This is a genomic window from Mucilaginibacter sp. OK098 (assembly GCF_900142915.1).
In the GTDB taxonomy this organism is placed as follows: Bacteria; Bacteroidota; Bacteroidia; order Sphingobacteriales; family Sphingobacteriaceae; genus Mucilaginibacter.
Genome location: NZ_FRCM01000012.1, coordinates 45,738 through 64,834 on the forward strand (window position 1 = coordinate 45,738; position 19,097 = coordinate 64,834).

The 19,097-nt window shown below is 40.7% G+C and carries 18 protein-coding genes; 9 read left to right on the forward strand and 9 right to left on the reverse strand.

What is annotated here, in order from left to right; translation table 11 throughout:
* Positions 1 to 216 precede the first annotated feature (216 nt).
* From mutL to BUE31_RS28910, 4 genes are all read left to right on the forward strand, one after another.
* A complete protein-coding gene (mutL, locus tag BUE31_RS28895; protein ID WP_073407364.1) occupies positions 217 to 2,073 on the forward strand; it encodes a DNA mismatch repair endonuclease MutL in 1,857 nt (618 codons plus the stop codon).
* 28 nt (positions 2,074 to 2,101) lie between these two features.
* A complete protein-coding gene (locus BUE31_RS28900; protein ID WP_073407365.1) occupies positions 2,102 to 2,836 on the forward strand; it encodes a rhomboid family intramembrane serine protease in 735 nt (244 codons plus the stop codon).
* A 107-nt stretch (positions 2,837 to 2,943) separates the two neighbouring features.
* Positions 2,944 to 3,801: a rhomboid family protein gene (locus BUE31_RS28905; protein WP_073407366.1), complete on the forward strand. Its 858-nt coding sequence runs from the start codon at positions 2,944 to 2,946 to the stop codon at positions 3,799 to 3,801.
* Positions 3,791 to 4,900, forward strand: coding sequence for an endonuclease/exonuclease/phosphatase family protein (locus BUE31_RS28910; protein WP_073407367.1), 1,110 nt, complete (start codon positions 3,791 to 3,793; stop codon positions 4,898 to 4,900). Before BUE31_RS28905 ends, BUE31_RS28910 begins: the two co-directional genes overlap by 11 nt.
* 167 nt (positions 4,901 to 5,067) lie before the next feature.
* Here BUE31_RS28910 and BUE31_RS28915 read toward each other — a convergent pair whose 3' ends face one another.
* Both BUE31_RS28915 and tilS read right to left on the reverse strand, forming a co-directional pair.
* Positions 5,068 to 5,550: a hypothetical protein gene (locus tag BUE31_RS28915; protein WP_073407368.1), complete on the reverse strand. Its 483-nt coding sequence runs from the start codon at positions 5,548 to 5,550 to the stop codon at positions 5,068 to 5,070.
* Between the two features lie 125 nt (positions 5,551 to 5,675).
* Entirely contained in the window at positions 5,676 to 7,016 is a 1,341-nt protein-coding gene (gene tilS, locus BUE31_RS28920; protein WP_073407369.1) for a tRNA lysidine(34) synthetase TilS, read from the reverse strand.
* A 50-nt stretch (positions 7,017 to 7,066) separates the two neighbouring features.
* Between tilS and BUE31_RS28925 the strand changes: the two genes are divergently transcribed.
* Positions 7,067 to 9,673, forward strand: a complete 2,607-nt coding sequence (locus BUE31_RS28925) for an OstA-like protein (protein WP_073407370.1) — start codon at positions 7,067 to 7,069, stop codon at positions 9,671 to 9,673.
* Between the two features lie 357 nt (positions 9,674 to 10,030).
* On the opposite strand, the gene BUE31_RS28930 is transcribed toward BUE31_RS28925, so the two are convergent.
* The gene (locus BUE31_RS28930) at positions 10,031 to 10,426 is read right to left on the reverse strand and encodes a tautomerase family protein (RefSeq protein ID WP_073407371.1); all 396 of its coding nucleotides are present in this window, start codon (positions 10,424 to 10,426) and stop codon (positions 10,031 to 10,033) included.
* Positions 10,427 to 10,642: 216 nt separating this feature from the next.
* Here BUE31_RS28930 and BUE31_RS28935 point away from each other — a divergent pair, with 216 nt between their 5' ends.
* Positions 10,643 to 10,849, forward strand: coding sequence for a hypothetical protein (locus BUE31_RS28935; RefSeq protein WP_073407372.1), 207 nt, complete (start codon positions 10,643 to 10,645; stop codon positions 10,847 to 10,849).
* Positions 10,839 to 11,168 carry a type II toxin-antitoxin system RelE/ParE family toxin gene (locus tag BUE31_RS28940; RefSeq protein WP_073407373.1) on the forward strand — a complete coding sequence of 110 codons (330 nt, stop codon included), beginning with the start codon at positions 10,839 to 10,841 and terminating at the stop codon, positions 11,166 to 11,168. Before BUE31_RS28935 ends, BUE31_RS28940 begins: the two co-directional genes overlap by 11 nt.
* Positions 11,169 to 11,177: 9 nt before the next feature.
* On the opposite strand, the gene BUE31_RS28945 is transcribed toward BUE31_RS28940, so the two are convergent.
* Together BUE31_RS28945 and BUE31_RS28950 are read right to left on the reverse strand one after the other, a co-directional pair.
* A complete protein-coding gene (locus BUE31_RS28945) occupies positions 11,178 to 11,756 on the reverse strand; it encodes a non-canonical purine NTP diphosphatase (RefSeq protein ID WP_073407374.1) in 579 nt (192 codons plus the stop codon).
* A 4-nt stretch (positions 11,757 to 11,760) separates the two neighbouring features.
* Positions 11,761 to 12,318, reverse strand: coding sequence for a hypothetical protein (locus tag BUE31_RS28950; protein WP_073407375.1), 558 nt, complete (start codon positions 12,316 to 12,318; stop codon positions 11,761 to 11,763).
* 307 nt (positions 12,319 to 12,625) lie between these two features.
* Between BUE31_RS28950 and BUE31_RS28955 the strand changes: the two genes are divergently transcribed.
* Positions 12,626 to 14,014: a peptidylprolyl isomerase gene (locus tag BUE31_RS28955; RefSeq protein WP_073407376.1), complete on the forward strand. Its 1,389-nt coding sequence runs from the start codon at positions 12,626 to 12,628 to the stop codon at positions 14,012 to 14,014.
* Between the two features lie 7 nt (positions 14,015 to 14,021).
* The gene (locus tag BUE31_RS28960) at positions 14,022 to 14,984 is read left to right on the forward strand and encodes an AAA family ATPase (protein WP_073407377.1); all 963 of its coding nucleotides are present in this window, start codon (positions 14,022 to 14,024) and stop codon (positions 14,982 to 14,984) included.
* Between the two features lie 128 nt (positions 14,985 to 15,112).
* Here BUE31_RS28960 and hemH read toward each other — a convergent pair whose 3' ends face one another.
* The 4 genes from hemH to BUE31_RS28980 form a co-directional block, all read right to left on the reverse strand.
* Positions 15,113 to 16,132: a ferrochelatase gene (gene hemH / locus BUE31_RS28965; RefSeq protein ID WP_073407378.1), complete on the reverse strand. Its 1,020-nt coding sequence runs from the start codon at positions 16,130 to 16,132 to the stop codon at positions 15,113 to 15,115.
* A gap of 156 nt (positions 16,133 to 16,288) precedes the next feature.
* Positions 16,289 to 17,182, reverse strand: a complete 894-nt coding sequence (locus BUE31_RS28970) for a 4-hydroxy-3-methylbut-2-enyl diphosphate reductase (protein WP_410504039.1) — start codon at positions 17,180 to 17,182, stop codon at positions 16,289 to 16,291.
* A gap of 202 nt (positions 17,183 to 17,384) precedes the next feature.
* Positions 17,385 to 18,476: a glycosyltransferase family 2 protein gene (locus BUE31_RS28975; protein WP_073407380.1), complete on the reverse strand. Its 1,092-nt coding sequence runs from the start codon at positions 18,474 to 18,476 to the stop codon at positions 17,385 to 17,387.
* A 304-nt stretch (positions 18,477 to 18,780) separates the two neighbouring features.
* Positions 18,781 to 18,963 (reverse strand): hypothetical protein, encoded by a 183-nt coding sequence (locus BUE31_RS28980; RefSeq protein ID WP_073407381.1) that lies wholly within the window; start codon positions 18,961 to 18,963, stop codon positions 18,781 to 18,783.
* Between the last annotated feature and the right edge of the window lie 134 nt (positions 18,964 to 19,097).

Consider the following 19,097-nt stretch of genomic DNA (forward strand, 5'->3'; position numbering starts at 1 on the left):
CGAATGCCTTGTTTGCAACGGATTAAAATCCGTTGTCACAAAATATGCCGGGGCCTATGGGCTCTTTAGATTCGGGTTTAGATTTATTTCATAAAGCGATCGATCCAGAGGCATAGCCTCGGCCAATATTGTAGCAACGGATTTTAATCCGTTGAAGTTATGCGGTGAAATAATTAATTTAGCACCGAAAACGCAATTGAAGGGAACTTTTACGAAATGTCAGACATCATACAGCTTTTACCGGATTCCGTTGCCAACCAGATAGCCGCAGGCGAAGTGGTTCAAAGGCCGGCATCAGCGGTAAAAGAACTTATAGAGAATTCGATAGACGCAGGGGCAGATAAGATCCAGCTGATCATAAAAGATGCCGGGAAATCATTGATCCAGATCATTGATAATGGCTGTGGCATGAGTGTTACCGATGCCCGTATGTGCTTTGAGCGGCATGCTACTTCAAAGATCCGCAAGGCCGAAGATCTTTTTGCCATCCGTACTATGGGTTTCAGGGGCGAGGCCATGGCATCAATAGCCGCTATTGCGCAGGTTGAGCTAAAAACCCGCAGGGTAGAGGATGAACTGGGCACCTGCATATTTATTGAAGGATCGGAAGTGATAAGCCAGGAGGCCTGCTCGGCTAACCCGGGAACTTCTATATCTATCAAAAATTTATTTTACAACACACCCGCCCGCCGCAACTTCTTAAAAAGTAATGCGGTTGAGATGCGGTATATTATTGATGAGCTGCAGCGGATAGCTTTGGCTAATCCGCAGGTATTTTTTACCCTGCACCATAACGGACAGGAGGTTTATCACTTACCAGCCACAACCGTTAAACAGCGCATTATCCATTTATTTGGCAATAATTATAATGAGCGGCTGGTACCGGTTGAGGAAGATACCATGGTGGTTAAGCTGCAGGGCTTTGTTGGCAAACCCGAGTTTGCCCGCAGAACACGCGGCGAGCAATTCTTTTTTGTAAACAACCGGTTTATAAAGGATGCTTATTTAAACCATGCGGTACTGATGGCCTTCAAGGAATTGTTACCTGAAGATACCTTTCCGCTGTATGTATTGTTTATGGAGATTGATCCGGCTAAGATTGATATTAACGTTCATCCCACAAAAACGGAAATAAAATACCAGGATGAGCAAACCATTTATGCTATAGTTAGGTCGGCTGTAAAGCGTTCTTTGGGACGGTATAACATTACGCCAAGCCTGGACTTTGACCAGGAAAACAGTATTGAGCACCTGGTTACCCTTAAACCATTGGAAGAAATTATTCCGCCTACCATTACCTTCAACCCGGATTTTAATCCTTTTAATACGGATAACCGGGCAGAACGGGAAGCGCCATCCTTACGCAGCAACGGCGATTACCGCAGCTCACCGATCCCTAAAAATTGGGATACGCTTTACGAGATCAGTAAAAAAGAGGATAGCATACAACATCAGGTTTATGAAGAAATAAGCATTGTTGCGGATGAGCAGGAAATAAATAAACCAAGTGAGCGGCAGCTTTTCCAGATTCAGAACCGGTTTATCCTTTCGCAGATAAAATCGGGCTTTATGCTCATCCACCAGCAGGCGGCACACGAACGTATTTTGTACGAACGTTTTTTACAGCAACTGCAAAATCATTCGGGGGTTAGCCAGCAAAGCTTGTTTCCGCAATCAGTTACATTAAATAGCAGTGATTTTGAGCTTTTAAAAGAACTTTTACCCGATATTCGTGCGCTGGGATTTGATATTAGGGAATTTGGCAAAAATACGGTAGTGGTTGAGGGTATTCCGGCCGATTTAAACAATGCCTCGGAACACGAGATCTTGGAACAGTTGCTGGAAGGCTTTAAAAATAACCAGTCGATATTAAAGCTGGATAAGCGCGACAGCCTTGCACGGTCGCTGGCGCGTAACGCTGCAACAAAAGCAGGAGTAAAGATGTCATTAGAAGAAATGAATATATTGATTGATCAGCTTTTTGCCTGCCAGATGCCAAACCTTGCATTGAACGGTAAGCTGGTAATTACTACTTTTACACTGAACGAACTTTTAGAACGATTTGAAAAATAGCCCCGGGGCCTAATACTATATTTATATTATGAATTCAAGGCAATCACCTTTCGCCAATTTAACACCGGTTGTAAAAAACCTGCTGATCATTAATATCATATTTTTTCTTGCCTATTTACTGATTGACCATCAATCATCTAGGGGGCCTGTCACTCAGCTATTCGGCGAATTTTACTTTGACTCACCGGGTTTTAGGCCATGGCAATTTATTAGCTATATGTTTATGCATGGAGGCTTTGAACATATCTTGTTTAATATGTTCGCCTTGTTTTCATTTGGGCCTATTTTGGAATATTCAATCGGCCCAAAAAAGTTTCTGAACTTTTACTTCATTTGTGGCATCGGTGCCGGCATGCTTCAAATGTTTGTTCAGGCTATTGAGGTGCATAATATTGTAGGGGCATTTACTATCACTGCTACCGATAAGCATCTGCTCAGTCAGCTTCGCGTTCCCGATTCACTGCAAGTTTACCAAGCGGAAAAACTCTATGGCATCTATGTGGCGCCACTTGTGGGTGCTTCCGGGGCAATATTCGGGATATTGGTTGCTTTTGGGATGCTTTATCCCAACATGGAATTAATGATACTTTTTATTCCGGTCCCGATAAAGGCCAAATACCTGGTGTCCTTTTATTTACTACTCGAAATTTATTTAGGCTTTAAACAGAACACGGGCGATTCCGTTGCCCACTTTGCACACATAGGCGGCGCATTATTTGGTTTTATCCTGATAAAAGCATGGGGCTTACGGCGGCTCCAATAATTTTTTCAATCAAAATAAAGGCATTAACTGTTTACAAATTGTAAAATAGAAAATAGCCAACAACTTTTTTCTAAAATATTAGTTATCAGCTATAAGGATTAAATATCATGAGCACCCTCTGGCAAAATATACAATACAAAGTGCTGCGGTCTGACAGTAAACTGAACTTGCTTATTGGTATCAATGTTTTTGTTTTTTTGCTGATAAATATTGCAGACACTTTAGGTAAATTTTTTTTCAAAACCGGTATAATTGAATTTTACAGTACGGAATATCTTTTATTACCATCCAATTTACGCGTCCTTCTTACTCATTTCTGGACGCCCATAACCTATATGTTTATGCATGCGGGTATTTTCCATATCCTGTTCAACATGCTGTGGCTTTACTGGTTTGGGCAGATCTTTGAAGAATATCTTGGCAAAAAACGAACTGTAGGTTTGTATCTTATGGGGGGCTTGGCAGGTGCGTTTTTATTTATTTTGTGTTATAATACCTTGCCATTGTTTGCCGGTGAAAGTGCGCCCCTGGTAGGTGCCTCTGCAAGTGTAATGGCCATAATTATTGGCACAGCTACCCTGCTGCCCAATTATACCATCTCCTTAATTTTAATAGGACCGGTTAAACTAAAATGGATTGCGTTATTTATTTTGCTTATTGATTTTTTTGGAATAGTGGGCCCAAATGCCGGTGGCGAAATTGCACATATGGGCGGCGCGCTAATGGGTTTTGTATATATTAAACAGGTGCAAAAAGGTAACGACTGGGTTGCCGGGATTGCAAATATTTTTAAAGCAAGGCCCAAATTAAAAGTGGTTTCAAAAAATTCATCAGGAAAAACGGATGGAAAGCCGCGACAAGAAGAAATAGATGTTATCTTAGATAAGATTTCACAATCGGGATATGACAGCCTGAATAAACAGGAAAAAGAAATATTATTCCGGGCCAGCAATAATGAAGGTTAAAAAAAAGCTATCCTTTATTGATAAAATCATCCTATGGCTAAACGGCCTGTTGTGCTTTGCATTATTGATCAGCTACCTTGCTCCGGTTGTTGATCCCAAAACGATCTGGATAATTGCTTTTTTTGGGTTGGCTTATCCCTTATTGTTACTGATCAGCCTTATCTTCATCGTTTACTGGGCACTGCGAAAAAGCTGGTATTTTATGATATCTGTGGTTTGCATAGCCATTGGATATAATGTGTTGCTTAATAATTTCCAGTTACACGGACCTTCATCTTACTCAAGTGGTCCAGGCCAAACGGTTATAAATGTTATGACCTATAATGTGCATAATTTTAAGCGTTATGGCTCAAATAATGATATCTCAACCAAGCACGAGATCCTCCAGCTAATTAACGAAAATCAGCCTGACGTGATAGGGATCCAGGAGTTTTATACCCGTAAAGCCGGGCAGTATGATATGCGCGATTCCATTTTGAAAATAATGGGAACCACCTGGTACTATTTTGAGCCTGCTACAGCTAACAGCCAGGAGGCTATTGGCATGGCCATTTTTTCAAAGTTCCCTATAACTGCACATGGCATTGTTCCGTTTGCCAACAAGGTGGGAGAGAACGCCTGTTTGTATATCGATATAAAAAAAGGCAACAAGCAGTTCAGGGTTTATAGCATACACCTGCAGTCTATTCGGTTTGATCCTGAAGATTATAAGTATTTGAACAGCATAGCCAAGCAGGGCAAGGCAGAAGGCTCATCAGCCCGCAGGCTGGGAGGCAAATTAAAAATCGCCTTTATAAAACGGAGCGACCAGGTGGTTAAAATAAAAGAACACGCGGCGCAGTGCCCATATCCATATATTATATCCGGCGATTTTAATGATACCCCGGCATCATACGCCGTTAACCAAATGGCGAAAGGTTTAAAGAATGCCTTCCGTGAAGGCGGCGCCGGCTTTGGCCGTACCTATAATGGTGATTTCCCAAATTACCAGATAGATTATATCATGGCAAGTCCGCAATTTGATGTGCGCAGCTACCAGATCATCGAAAAAAAGCTCTCAGATCATTATCCGGTGCGGAGTGACCTGGTTCTTCGGTAATCATTGGTCATTTGGCATTAGTCATTTGTGGGGTAGTTTGCTAATGATAATCATTGGTCATTGTGTCATTAGTCATTTGTGGGGTAGTTTGATAATGATGGTCATTGCCAAAGTTTGTCCTTTCAGATAATTCACCAATGACTAATGCCAAATGACCAATGCCTAACCTACTTCTTCACCTCTTCTTTTATCGCTCTTAAAAATTCGTTTGCATGTTGCGAGCCGATAATATAGATAAGGCCATCCCTGTCGGTTAGGTGGATAGCGTCATTACCGGCGGTGTAAAAACGGATGGTTCCTTTTGTGTGCAGGTTGTACACCGGGTTATTAAATAAATACCTGCTGTATACGCCTTTTTCTGCTTTAACAATGCTGTTAAGGTCTATTTTTACCAGGCGGGTTGTCCATAACCCGTTTAGTAAAATGCTTTTATTTTCAATCCGGGTACGAAAATGGAGCAAAAAACCCATTATAATTGAAATGATGATAATAGCAAAGCCAACTACGATCAGCAGGTTGCCATTGCGTTCGCGCTCATCGGTAAAAAAATAAGCCGCAAAGCAAAACATAGCTAAAACCAGGCGAATGGTAATTGGAATAAATTCCCTGCCGAGGTATTGTTTTTCAATAAAAGCCGGTTTATCGCTCATTTTGATTTGAAGATTTGGTGATTTGAAGATAAAACAATTTGAAAATTTGTTGATTTGAAAATTTGAAGATTAGTGATCACTCAACCTGGTCCTTCAAATTAGTGCATTTTCAAATCTCCAAATCATCACATCTTCAAATTCGTTAATTCGAATATAGTTACTTTTTTAGTGTTATCGGTAACTTTGTAACGATCATCAGAACGGTATCCGCCAATCCATATTATCCCGCCGTTACCATTTATTACCAATGGGATCTCATCTTTTTGGTGCAGGGGAACTTTCTGATCTATAAAAAAATCGCTCACCTTTTTGCGGCCCTTCATCCCAAAGGGGAAGAAATAGTCGCCCGTTTTCCACCGGCGCAAAGTTAACGGATATATCAACAAATCAGCATCGACAGAAACTGCCATCGGATTGTTTTTTACAATAAGCGGACTATCATCATGCAAAATTTGCAGCTTATAGCTCCCGTAGTTAATTGTATGGTCGTTTAAATTTATTTGTACTTCCTGTTGAACTTCAATCCTTTTTTTTGTTACGATGAGTTTCTCCCTGTCAAGTATCAGCCTGAATTCTCCTGTTTCAAAAACCCTGCCCGGGTGTTTGTCTAAGGCAGAGATCAGGTCATTAATAAGCGTTTCGTTAACACCATACTCCTGTAACAGGTTAAAAAGCAGCAGGTGTTGGGGATGCAGTTCTTTAAGCTCTTTTAGTAAAATATGGATCTCATCCCCGTGAGGGATAAAAAGCTTGTCTTTCAATTCGGTTATTCTTTGCGCCAACAATAATTCCAGTTCGCGAAAGTGGTTAAGGTTGCTTTCAAAGGTGCGCTCAAGGTCGGGGTTTAGCTCTTTTAACTTTGGGATAACCTCTAACCGTAATTTATTACGGGCATATTTTACCGAAGTATTTGAACTGTCTTCGCGGTATGTTATCTGTACTTCTTCAATAAGATGCCGGATCTCATCCCGGTTTAAGAATAACATAGGGCGCACCAGCAATCCGTTTTTCGGCAAAATACCATGCAGGCCGGCAATGCCCGTACCACGGGTAAGGTTTAACAATATTGTTTCAATTGCATCGTTTTGGTGGTGCGCAAGCGCAATAACAGAATAACCAGCTTGCTGCCTTACCTGTTCAAACCATTGGTAACGTAACGTGCGCGCAGCCATTTGGGTTGAAACTTTATTATCGGCAACATGTTTTAAAGTATCAAAACGGATGGTGTGGAAAGGTACATCAAGTTGCTGGGCCAGCTGGTGGCAAAATTGCTCGTCGCTGGTTGATTCATCACCGCGAAGCTGGAAATTACAATGCGCTATGCCAAAATTAAAACCTGCTGCCTTAAGTAAATGAACCATAACAACAGAATCCATACCCCCGCTAACTGCAGCAAGTATTTTACTGCCCTGATTAAAAAGGTTATTTTGCTCAATAAAATCAACGAAATTTTTAACCGGCAGCATCCGTCAAAATTATTAATTTAAAACCCCAACAAAAAACTAATTTTGCCAACGTGAGGAAATATGTTTTATCTGTTTTTTTATTACTGATTGCAGTGGCAGCTATGTGCCAGAAAAAATCGGTAGTTAACCTGATCAAATCAAAAGAAAGCTATGGTGTAAAAATTAATGGCAAGGATTTGGTGAAGGTTTACCAGGGCACATTCAGGCAGGATTTTTCGACCCTCACTTCTGATAGCGCCTACTTTTATGTGCAGGAGAATTTAGTTGATGCCTTTGGTCATGTGGTTATTAACCAGGGCGATACCTTAAACATTTATTCAGACAAGCTGCATTATGACGGTAACACAAAAATTGCCCTGCTTACCGATAATGTGAAGATGGTTGATAAGGATGCTGTATTAACCACTAATCATCTTAATTATAATACCGCAACGCGCATAGGTACTTATGTAGATGGTGGCAAGCTGGTAAATAAAGACAATACGCTGCTGAGTAAAAACGGCTATTACTTTGCCTTTTCACACGATTCTTATTTCCGCTATGATGTATCGCTCACCACACCTGATGCGCTGATAAAAACCGATACCATGCGGTATAACACCAAAGATAAGATCTCTTATTTTTATGGGCCAACCCATATTTACGGCATTAAAAAAGAGAAGGATAAAAAGGATAACGATACCCTATATACCGAGAACGGAACATATAACACGGTAGTTGAACAGGCCGCATTCGGAAAAAATAATTTGTATACGTCAGGAACAAAATCATTAAAAGGCGATAGCTTATTTTATGATAAGCTTAAGGGCTATGGCCGCGCGGTTAAGCATGTTACTTTTACCGACAGGGAACAAAAAACTACCATAAAGGGCGATTTGGGTACTTACTATAAAGCCGAGGAACGGACCGTAATGACTCAGGACCCTTATATAATTATAGTTACCGAGCAAAAAGATACCACTAATGCCGACTCTGTAGCCAAAGCTGATTCTGTACGAAAAGCCGACTCTTTGTTTAGGATAAATCCTGAAAAAAATAAGAGTACAATGAACATGGCCAGGCTGATAATGCAAACCATCCCTGGTAAAACTGATTCTGTTGTTAATACCCGTAAATACAACCCGGCATTATTAAAGGATGGTAAATCAAAAATTGATTCAGTACTTAAAAAATTGCCGGTTGATACAAATGCACTTCATAAAAAAATTGATTCCGTTATAAAGAAACCGCCTGTTGATATGAAAAATATCAATTTAAAAACGGTGCAGGCGCAAATAATTCCGGGCAAATCAAAGGCTAAAGACACTAAGAAACAGGATAGCAGTCCACTGGTGCGCGGTCAGCCTAAAAATATAAAGGAACCCAGGGCAGTAAAGGACACCAGCCATATTAAACGCGATTCGGTTTATATGTCGGCAGACACTATCGAAACACAGATCCTGACTTACAAAGATCTGAAGATCTACCAGGAAAAACAGCGGTTGGCCCATATAAGGGATACCACGGCAAAGCCTAAAGCTAAAAAGCCCGATTCCAAATTTTTAACAGGTCAGTTGGCGGGTGTACCCCTGGATACCACTTTCCACCACCGTGAATTTTTTGGAAAGCCAAAGCCCAAAGCTAAAAAGCCGCCGATAGTTATAAGCAAAAAACAACTGGCGGCTGATAGTGTGCGAAAAAAACGCCTTGACGATTCAATTACAATAGCCAAAAAACTGGAGCCTAGCGATACGGCAAGGATAAGGATTGTTATTGCACACCATAACTTTAAGCTTTTTAAATCGGATATGCAGGCAAAATCCGACTCGATGTTTTATAGTAACAGCGATTCAACCATACGTTGTTTTGTTAACCCCTTAATATGGACGGAGGGTTCGCAATTATCCGGCGATACTATTTATTTACAGATGAAGCATAAAAAGATGGATAACATGACTATGTTTCCGCATGCCCTCATTGTAAATATTGAGAAGGGCGATTCCGTGCATTTTAACCAGATTGCCGGAAAAAAAATGCGCGGCTACTTTAAGGATGATAAGCTGCACCGAATGTTTATTGATGGCAATGCCGAGAGTATATATTTTGCACGCGACAGTGGAAAAACCGAAGTAAGCGGTATGGAACGCTCATTAAGTACCCGTATCCGTGTTGATTTTGAAAAGAACCAGGCCACCAATATTGGTTTTTACCTTAAGCCCGAACATAAATATACACCTATTGCTAAAGTAGTTGATGATGATAAGATCTTAAAAGGCTTTATATGGAAACCAAAGGAAAGGCCGGTTTCAAAAGAATCTATCATACCATCATTCACTAAAAAGGCAGCAGCAAAAGCAGCAAAGGATAAGGCGAAAGCTGGTAAAGTCACGGATAAAAAACTGCCGGATGGAAAAACGGTAAAGGATAGCACCGGTAGCAGTCCGCCAAAACCGCCTGGTATAAAAACCGTTAAGGATAGCCTGAATAAAATGCCTGCAAAATTACCGGGTATAAAAGCGGCTGCCGACAGCTTAAATAAGGCTCTTTCAAAATCGCCGCTTTTAAAAGCAGTAAAAGATAGTTTGTTAAAAACTACACCAACTAAGTTGCCAGCGGTTAAGGATAGTGTTGGGGTGAAGCCGGGAGTGGTTAAGAAGCCCGGGAACCCTAACAATTAGAGCAACTCAAAAGCAATTATGCGTTCTGAGTTTCCCGTTTATGAACGATATATGTTTTGCGGCAAAAAGTGCAGTAATACTTCCTGATCTCCAGGAAAAATAAAAATGTTTTAATAAACCAGCCTCTATGTTTTTTGCAGTTAAAATCTTCACCGCACGAAGGACAAAAATGTATGTAGTTTAATTTTATAATTGTTTTCAAGAATAGGTATTTTCCTGTTTTACGGAAAACAGGAGCGGGTGGTTTCCATAATTTTAATATTTAAGGAAAATAATTCACCTTGTCATATCACGTATCCGATTTAAAACCTGCGCCTAACCAGGGTTACCGCCGAAATACAGGAAATCGCACTAAAATCAACCGGTACTTTTATGGATCATCTGTGCTTTACCTTGCCCGAAAGACCAATTTTCCCATGGGATTTCATTTAGTATAATAAACACATCATTGATATTGACCGCTGCACCGGCCGCAATTTTTTGAGCGATGGAGGCATAAAGTGCCTGCTTCATTTCTTTGGTGCGGCTCAAAGCGCATGTAATATAAATGTATACCATTTGATCAGTATGAGGAATGTCCAGGTAACTATCTGAATGGATAAGGTGTCCGTCACTTAAAATATTGATCACCTGGAAATAGTCCTTCTCCGGGACATTAAAAATAGCTACCAGGCTTTCCTGGATAGATACGGAGATAGTTTTCTTTTGTGCAGATGTAAAAGTAGCGGGCAGGTAGATTTGTACAAATGGCATATGGCGGCGGATTATTTTTTTATTTAGTGAATAACAAATTTGAATAAATTAAGTTTAGCGTTAAAGGTGAAAAAGAGATCCCCATCTATGAAAAATCAGAATGATAGATTATAAACCCTATCAACTGAAAAATTTCCGTTAAATTTGTTATTACGATATGGTGCAAATATTTATTTATAATTTGCCGATACCAATAAACCATTGAGGAGTAATGCAATGAAAATAATATTAGAGATAAAAGACGAAAAAGCGCCATTTATATTGGAAGTACTAAGAAACTTCAAAGATGTAAAGGCTACCCCATTATCAAATTACAAAGCTGATGTGCTTGAGGGAATAAAGGAGGCAGTTGAAGAAGTAAACCTGATTAAACAAGGTAAATTAAAAGGAATACCCGCAAGAGAACTGCTGAATGAGTTATGATATAATTGCTACCCCACGCTTTAAACGTGATATAAAGAAGCTTGCAAAAAAGTATTTGTCTATAAAGAACGAGTATACTTTACTAATTAACGAGCTGGAGAAAGACCCGCAGCAAGGCATTTCACTAGGCAATAATTGTTATAAAATACGAATTTCCATCGCCTCGAAAGGGAAAGGTAAATCGGGCGGAGCAAGAGTAATAACACATATCGTAATTAAGGAAAAAATTGTTTTCTTATTAACGATTTACGATAAGGCCGAAAAGGAAAACATAACAGAAAAAGAACTTAACGAACTACTCGGCCAATTGTCTGACTAAGTAAAAAACTTACACTCTCCCCAAAAACTCCACCAACTTTTCCATTGCCTTTGCCCTGTGGCTAATCTTGTTTTTTTCATCCAGGCTCATTTCTGCAAAAGTTACATTGTAGCCATCGGGCTGAAATATAGGATCATATCCAAAACCTTCGTTGCCTGAACGTTCATGGCGGATAGCACCTTCAACGGTACCCTCAAAAAAGTGCTCCTCATCATTCCATATCAGGGAAATCACCGTACGAAAACGTGCTTTGCGATTTGTTTGATCCTGCAGTCCTTTAAGCACCTTATCAATATTATTTGCGTGATTGCCATGCTCACCTGCATATCTTGCCGAATAAACACCGGGTTCGCCGTTTAAAGCATCAATTTCAAGTCCGCTGTCATCACCAAAGCAGTCCAGCTTATATTTATCACGGATATAACGGCTTTTTATAGATGCATTTTCACGGAAGGTTAACCCCGTTTCGGCAATATCATCAAAGCAGCCAATATCATCAAGGCTTAATAATTTTATTTGCCCATCAATTTTGGCAGAAACTTCCTGCAGTTTGTGGGTATTATTTGTTGCAAAAACTAATTGGTGCATGCTGTTATAATTGTTTCATTTGCTCCCAAAACACCTTTTTGTTTTCAACGCTCTCCATCATCTCGTCAAAGCTAAAAGTTAACAGCACCTGACAGCCATTTAATTGCGATGGTTTATTTAGCTCAAATGCTTCAATGCTTGCAGGCAGGCTGCCTTTGCCGAGTAAGAGTAGTTTTTGGGGTTTAAAAAAATCGGACAGCGTATTAAATTCAGCATCTAAATATTTTGCCCGGTTAAAAATAGCCACGTCATCCCGGCTAAAACCTAAGCGGGTAAGCGTACTTTCTAAAGCAGCAAGGTGTTTATCGTGCATCGTGTCATGCTCAGGGTAATGAACAATAACCAGGAAATTCTTTTTATGCCCGCCTAAATAATTAAAGCTAAGGGGCTGCGGTTCGGCTATAGCAATGGTGGGCACAGGCGCATATTCCTGTTCAGGTTCAGCAAGAATGTTATCCTGTTTGGGCACAGCCGGTGTGCTGTATGTTAATTTATCTTTATCAAGCAGGTAAATATCGTCCTGCATAATAAAGCTAAAAGCTATAGGGTTTTCTATATTCATTTTTCAGTTATCGGTGCTCAAATCTCAGCGTGCTTTGCGTATCTCTTTGTGATCTCTGCGGTAAAAAATCCACAGCAAAGAACACCAGGAATACTCAAAGCCCACGAAGCATAGTATGGTATTTAACAAATTTTAACCAAAAGTAGTTAAACAGTTTGAAGCATTATCGGCATATTCGCACAATTATATTCGTTTTCAATTAATTGCCGTTATTTATACCGTCGGAATTCATAAATTTTACCGAAATTCGAAGGTTTTTAACCCCGCTTAAAATTGCGGATAGTTTAGATTAGCACATACAAGGTACATGAGAAAGTTTGGGATAGCCATTTTAAGTATTATTTTCTTTATGCAAGCCGCCAAGGCACAGCCAAAGCATACACTTGATAAAATTGCAGGGGTAGTAGGGAGCAGCATTATACTCCAATCGGATATAGAATTAAAATACGCAACCTATATTGCCCAGGGCATGCAGCCCAATCCTTCTGCTAAATGCCAGATCTTACAGAGCTTGTTAACACAGAAGTTATTGGCCGCACAGGCAATTATTGATAGTGTTGAAGTAAAGGACGATGAGGTTGATAATGATGTTGACCGCAGGATGCGTGGAATGATCCAGCGCGCCGGTGGGCAAGACAGGCTGGAGCAATTTTTAGGCAGATCTGTTATTCAATACAAAGATGAGATCCGCCCGGATATTAAAGAAGGGCTTATAGCTCAGAAAATGCAGCAGAAAATAACATCAAATGTAAATACAACGCCACAGGATGTTAAGAAATTTTTTGATGGCATTCCTAAGGATAGCCTGCCAACCTTTAATAAAGAAGTTGAAGTTGGCGAGATAGTATTTAACCCTAAATTAAGTGCAACCGAGAAGGAGGCTTATCGCACCAAGGCAGAGGATTTACGAAAAAGAGTTGTAGCCGGGGAGGATTTTGGATCGCTTGCCCGTCTTTACTCGCAGGATCCTGGTTCGGCCCCCAATGGCGGCGATCTGGGGTTTAATGACCGTACCGGGTTTGTTAAAGAATTTACAGCAATGGCATTTAAATTAAAAGCCGGTGATATTTCGCCAGTGTTTGAATCTGACTTTGGGTTTCACTTTTTACAGGTAATAGAACGAAGGGGAGAGCAAGTACATGTGCGGCACATACTGATAATCCCGGTTGTTACGCAGGAAAGCTTAACCAGGGCTAAATCCAAGGCAGACAGTATTTATACTTTACTAAAAACAAATAATAAAATCGACTTTTCATCAGCAGCGGCTTATTATTCTGATAATAAAGACACTAAGTTTAATGGTGGAATGCTGTTGAATGCGGAGAACGTTGAGGCGCGCTCAACCTATATTCCTACTGACAAGTTAGACCCGCAAGTGGCACTTGTTACCGACACTATGAAGGTTGGAAGCATTTCGAAACCGTTTTTATTTACCGGAGCCGATGGAAAGCAAGGGTACAAAATGTTATACCTTAAATCAACCACTAATGCACATAAAGCTAACCTAATACAGGATTATCCGAAATTGAAAGAATATGCAAATAATGAAAAGGTAAACCGTAAGGTAAGTGAATGGTTCGAGAAAAAGAGGAAAGAAACATTTATCAGGATCGATCCGCAATACCAGGGATGCCCAACTATAAAGGATTGGGGGACACCAACAACAACACCCATCACAGCTGAAGTTAAACCTTAATTATAATATGCAACACCGCTCGGAAGTGGAGGCTGCTGATGCTTTAAGGCAGGCTTACCAGCAAATTAGTGCTGAAATTGGGAAAGTAATTGTCGGCCAGCAGGAGGTTCTTAAATTTGTGCTCATTTCTATTTTTAGCAATGGGCACTGTTTATTGGTGGGCGTGCCGGGCCTTGCAAAAACATTGCTGGTGCAAACAGTTGCGCAGGTGCTTGATCTTGATTTTAAACGCATCCAGTTTACTCCCGACCTGATGCCTTCAGACATTATCGGTTCCGAGATTTTGGGCGAGGACAGGAATTTTAAATTTATACCGGGTCCCGTTTTTGCAAACATCATCCTGGCAGATGAAATTAACCGTACCCCGCCAAAAACACAGGCTGCCCTTTTAGAGGCTATGCAGGAAAAAGCGGTTACCGCAGCAGGTGTTACACATCGCCTTGCACAGCCGTTTTTTGTTTTAGCCACACAAAACCCTATTGAGCAGGAAGGTACCTATCCGCTTCCCGAAGCACAGTTAGACCGTTTTATGTTTAACGTAGCCTTAGATTACCCTACTTTTCAAGAGGAATTACTGGTAGTTAAAAATACAACCAGCACTAACCAGGTAAAGGTTAACAAGCTGTTAAATGCCGATCAGATAGTTTATTTTCAGCAGCTGGTGCGCAATATTCCTGTTGCAGACAATGTGTTGGAATATGCAGTAAAACTAGTTGCAAAAACCCGCCCCAATGGCGAATTAGCAGCCCCGCAGGTTAAACGCTTGTTAAATTGGGGAGCAGGCCCGCGTGCATCACAATTCTTAATCCTTGGGGCTAAATGCCATGCCGTGATCAATGGTAAATACTCACCCGATATTGAAGATGTACAAGCTATTGCAAAACCTATATTAAGACACCGCATAGTACGCAGCTACCACGCCGAAGCAGAAGGCTTATCCGCTGATGATATTATTGAACAGCTTTTTTAAGGATTTCGGAAGTAGGAATTTCGATTTTTCGCGATAATTTGCTTTTTAATGGTGCTCAAGAGGGCCTTGCCGTTTCGGAATTTTTTAAATACAAGACGATGGACTGTTAACTGCCCACCGCAAACTGCTTACTTCCTCAACACCATCTGCTCCAACGCATCAATCCATGTCGGTGAATCGTTAAGGCTTTCTACCAGTTGCACATGCTCGCCGCCAAGAGCTTTAAATTCATCGCCGTATTCGTGGGTAACTTCATAAACAGTTTCAAGGCAATCGGCCACAAATGCAGGGCAAAATACCAATAGTCGTTTTTTTCCTTCTTTGGCTAATTGAGCAACAACCTTGCTGGTGTAAGGTTGTACCCATGGATCGTTGCCCAGTCGCGATTGAAAACAAACCGTATATTTTTCTTTAGGCAGATTTAACTTTTCGGCAATCAGGCTGGCAGTATGATATGATTGTGCCGAATAGCAATACTTATTTACATCGGTTAAAGTATCACAGCAACCGGCAGATTTTAAACAGTGATTGCCGGTATGATCGCACTTTATAAGCTGCCGTTGCGGCAGGCCGTGGAAGCTGAATAAAATATGATCGTAAGTTTCAGGCTGATATTTCTTGCCATTATTGGCAAAAGTTTCAATCATCAGCTCATTATCGTGAAACGAGTTTTCGAATGATATAGACGGGATAGTCTGCCATTTACGTACCAAATCCATCACCTTATCATAAACCGAACCCGTGCTGGCCGAAGCATATTGCGGGAATAAGGCAATAACCTGGATACTTTCAACTAATGATTCCTTTAACCTGTTCATAGCCGACTCGATAGAAGGGCTTTGATAACGCATAGCCAGCTCAACCTGGTATTCATCCCCCAACCGTTGTTGAAGCGCCTGGTGTTGTAATTTGCTATAATGCAGTAAAGGAGAACCTGTCTTAGCGTCCCATATATGTTTATATAATTTTCCGGATTTTGGCGCCCTGAAAGGAGCAATAATACCTTTTACCAAAAGTGCGCGGGATACTGGGTTGATATCAATCACCCGCGGGTCCATTAAAAATTCATCAAGGTACTTACGAACGTCCTTTGTTTCCGGGCTATCAGGCGTACCTAAATTAACCAGTAAAATTCCTTTTTTACTCATGATTTTTTGCTCCGCAAAAATAGTGATTAGAGGTAAGAGATTAGAGGCTAGTTGAAAATAGAGCCTGAGGGTTTGAGATTATTGACAATTGGGTGATTCGTAATAGTTTGTGCGGGCCTTTCGACTGCCAACTGCCTACTCAAAACTGCCCACTACCTAATACAGTTCTAAGGCCGCCTTCACCTCCTGCATCAGCCACATTGGGGTTGAGGTAGCGCCGGCAATGCCGATCGTATCACCCGGAGCAAACATGCTGCTTTGCAATTCGCCGACTGACGATATAAAATAGGTTTCAGGATTATGCTTGCGGCAAACTTCAAATAAAACTTTGCCATTTGACGATTTTTGCCCCGAAACAAATACGATCTTGTTAAACCGGGTTGCAAACTTTGGCAGGTCCTTATCCCGGTTTGATACCTGGCGGCAAATGGTATCATTGGCCTTTAGGTTATAGCCACGTTGCAAAAGCTGGTCTTTTACGTTGTAAAATTTCTCCATACTTTTGGTGGTCTGGCTGTAAAGGGTAATGTTTTCAGGCAGCTCAACATTATCCAGTTCAGCAATATCCTGGAAAACCAGCGCCTCATTATTGGTTTGGCCCTGTAAGCCCACCACTTCGGCATGGCCGTGTTTACCGAAGATCAGGATCTTCTCATTAGCATCATATGATGTTTTAATGCGGTTTTGCAGTTTAAGCACAACCGGGCACGATGCATCTATTAAAGTAATATTATTTTCTAAAGCTATGCGATAAGTATCTGGTGCTTCACCATGAGCGCGGATCAATACCTTTTCGTTGCTCAGGTTTACCAGGTCGGCGTGTTCAATTATCTTAAGGCCTTTGGCTTTCAGGCGTTCAACCTCTTCATCATTGTGCACAATATCGCCAAGGCAGTAAAGATATCCGTCTTCGGCAAGGATCTCTTCGGCCATATCAATGGCATATACCACCCCGAAACAGAACCCCGAATCCTGGTCAATAGTAACCTTTAGCTGATAATCTCCCATGGTGCTACAAAAATAATGAAAAATGTTTGTTAGTGCATCCATTCAACAAGGCTTTCGACAAGCGGGTGATAATTACTTATTGCTGCCCTTGCCGAAGTTGTCTCCATTGGTGCTCGGAAGATCATAAAAATGCGCGGTTGATAGTCTTCCGAACAGATATAGTGAATAGCCCGACAAAAAGCGTAGCAATATCCTCACCTGCCTCCATTCTGCAAATCCGAAATCGAACATCCGAATTCCGAAATCATCCCACCCTTCTCCCTTTCCATTCATTTTTTTTAGTAAGCTGTTTTTGGATAGATAAAAAAGCAATAATAACCATGTTTACCATTTGTACCGGGTGTAAAATTATATTGTACCACGCGTTTTGTCCGGACGAAAGCGAGATCATTACCCGGGTAAGGATAATTAAGCCGCCCATAAAAAATATCAGGTTAAAGTTCAGGGTCATTAATATTATCATGGGGCCGCCAATCAGCACTAAAATATAAACCATTAATCCCGGCACGCTATAGCTAAAAGCTGCTAGCGCATTCTTGCTGAATCCGTTTATGGCCTCTTTATAGTTTTTATACATACGGCAGCTTATCATACCGTTGGCCAGTAAAACCTCCCCGTTATAGGCGGCTGCTTTAACAAGCCTCATAATTTCGGCATCTTCAACAACTTTATCTTTAGCAAGCCGATGCCATTGGTTTTCGCTGTAGGTAACGGCATCAAACAGCATAAACTGTCCGCATGCCGTAGCTGTAGCAGCGTTTTTTGATAAAAACACCAATCGCAGGGGTAATAAATTCAGCAATAAAAAATGCAGCAGCGGTACGGTTACTTTTTCGCCGGTGGTTTGCATCAACTGGTTGGGGAACAGGCTTAACAACCCCAGTTTATTAATATACATGCGGTGTATAGCGCTATTAATAAGATGATCGCTTACTACATCGTCGGCATCCAAAAATAACAAATACTTCCCTTTAGCCTTTTTTGCAAGCTGGTAGCACGCATGGTTTTTACCCAACCATCCCTGTGGAAGCTCATTCCCTTTAATAACACTAAAGCTTTTATGGGCGGCGGCAAATTTTGAGCAAATTTCATAGGTGCTGTCTGATGAGTCATCGTCATAAACAATCACTTCGTAGTCTTTATAATCCTGGTTGCTGATTGATTGTAACAGGGTTAAGATATTATTGGCTTCGTTTCGTGCCGGGATAAGGATAGATACCCGGTCGTCATAACGCCTGTTTACCCTGGTTAGCTTGGGGTTAGATATAAAATTAAAAAGCGTTACCGTAAAACGGAGCACTATAAATAGTAAAGTAATGGATATTACAATGATCACGTTCTTATAAATCTATTTCTGTTTGAAGTTTTTTTGCGGCATTATATTGATGAAGGAACCAATATATGAACCTGTTTTTCTATCGGCTAACATTTAGTGCAAGGTAAATATATATGAGTGAATTTTTACGTTCAGGGCCTTTCATTCACAAAGAAGCTCGCAGAATACCAAAAAAACCATATGTATATATGATAATATGTTAAAGGTTTGTATTATGTTAAAGGTGTATCTTTATTTGATAATCAAATAGTTATGCGCTTGTTAAGTATTTGCGCATATATGTTATTTGCATTATTATCCAGTGTTAAATAAACGCATTGACAATTTCTTTTTTAAACACGAAAATTAAATTATCATGGAAAGCTTGAATAGTTTGCTTTTTACTTTTATGGGCGCAGCCATAATTTTCGCCTCCTTCGGTAAAAGTAGTACAGTAGAGGCCGTGAGGTGCTGTTGGCGCTGCCAAAGCCGCTATTATAAGATACATGGCCTTTTTATATTACCTATGAAGTGCTGACCAGCACTTTATGCCTTCGCTTTTTTTATATAAACAGCGTATTAACCGCCTAATAAACAAGTAAATATACTCATAAGAGTAACGCTTAATACGTGCATAAGATC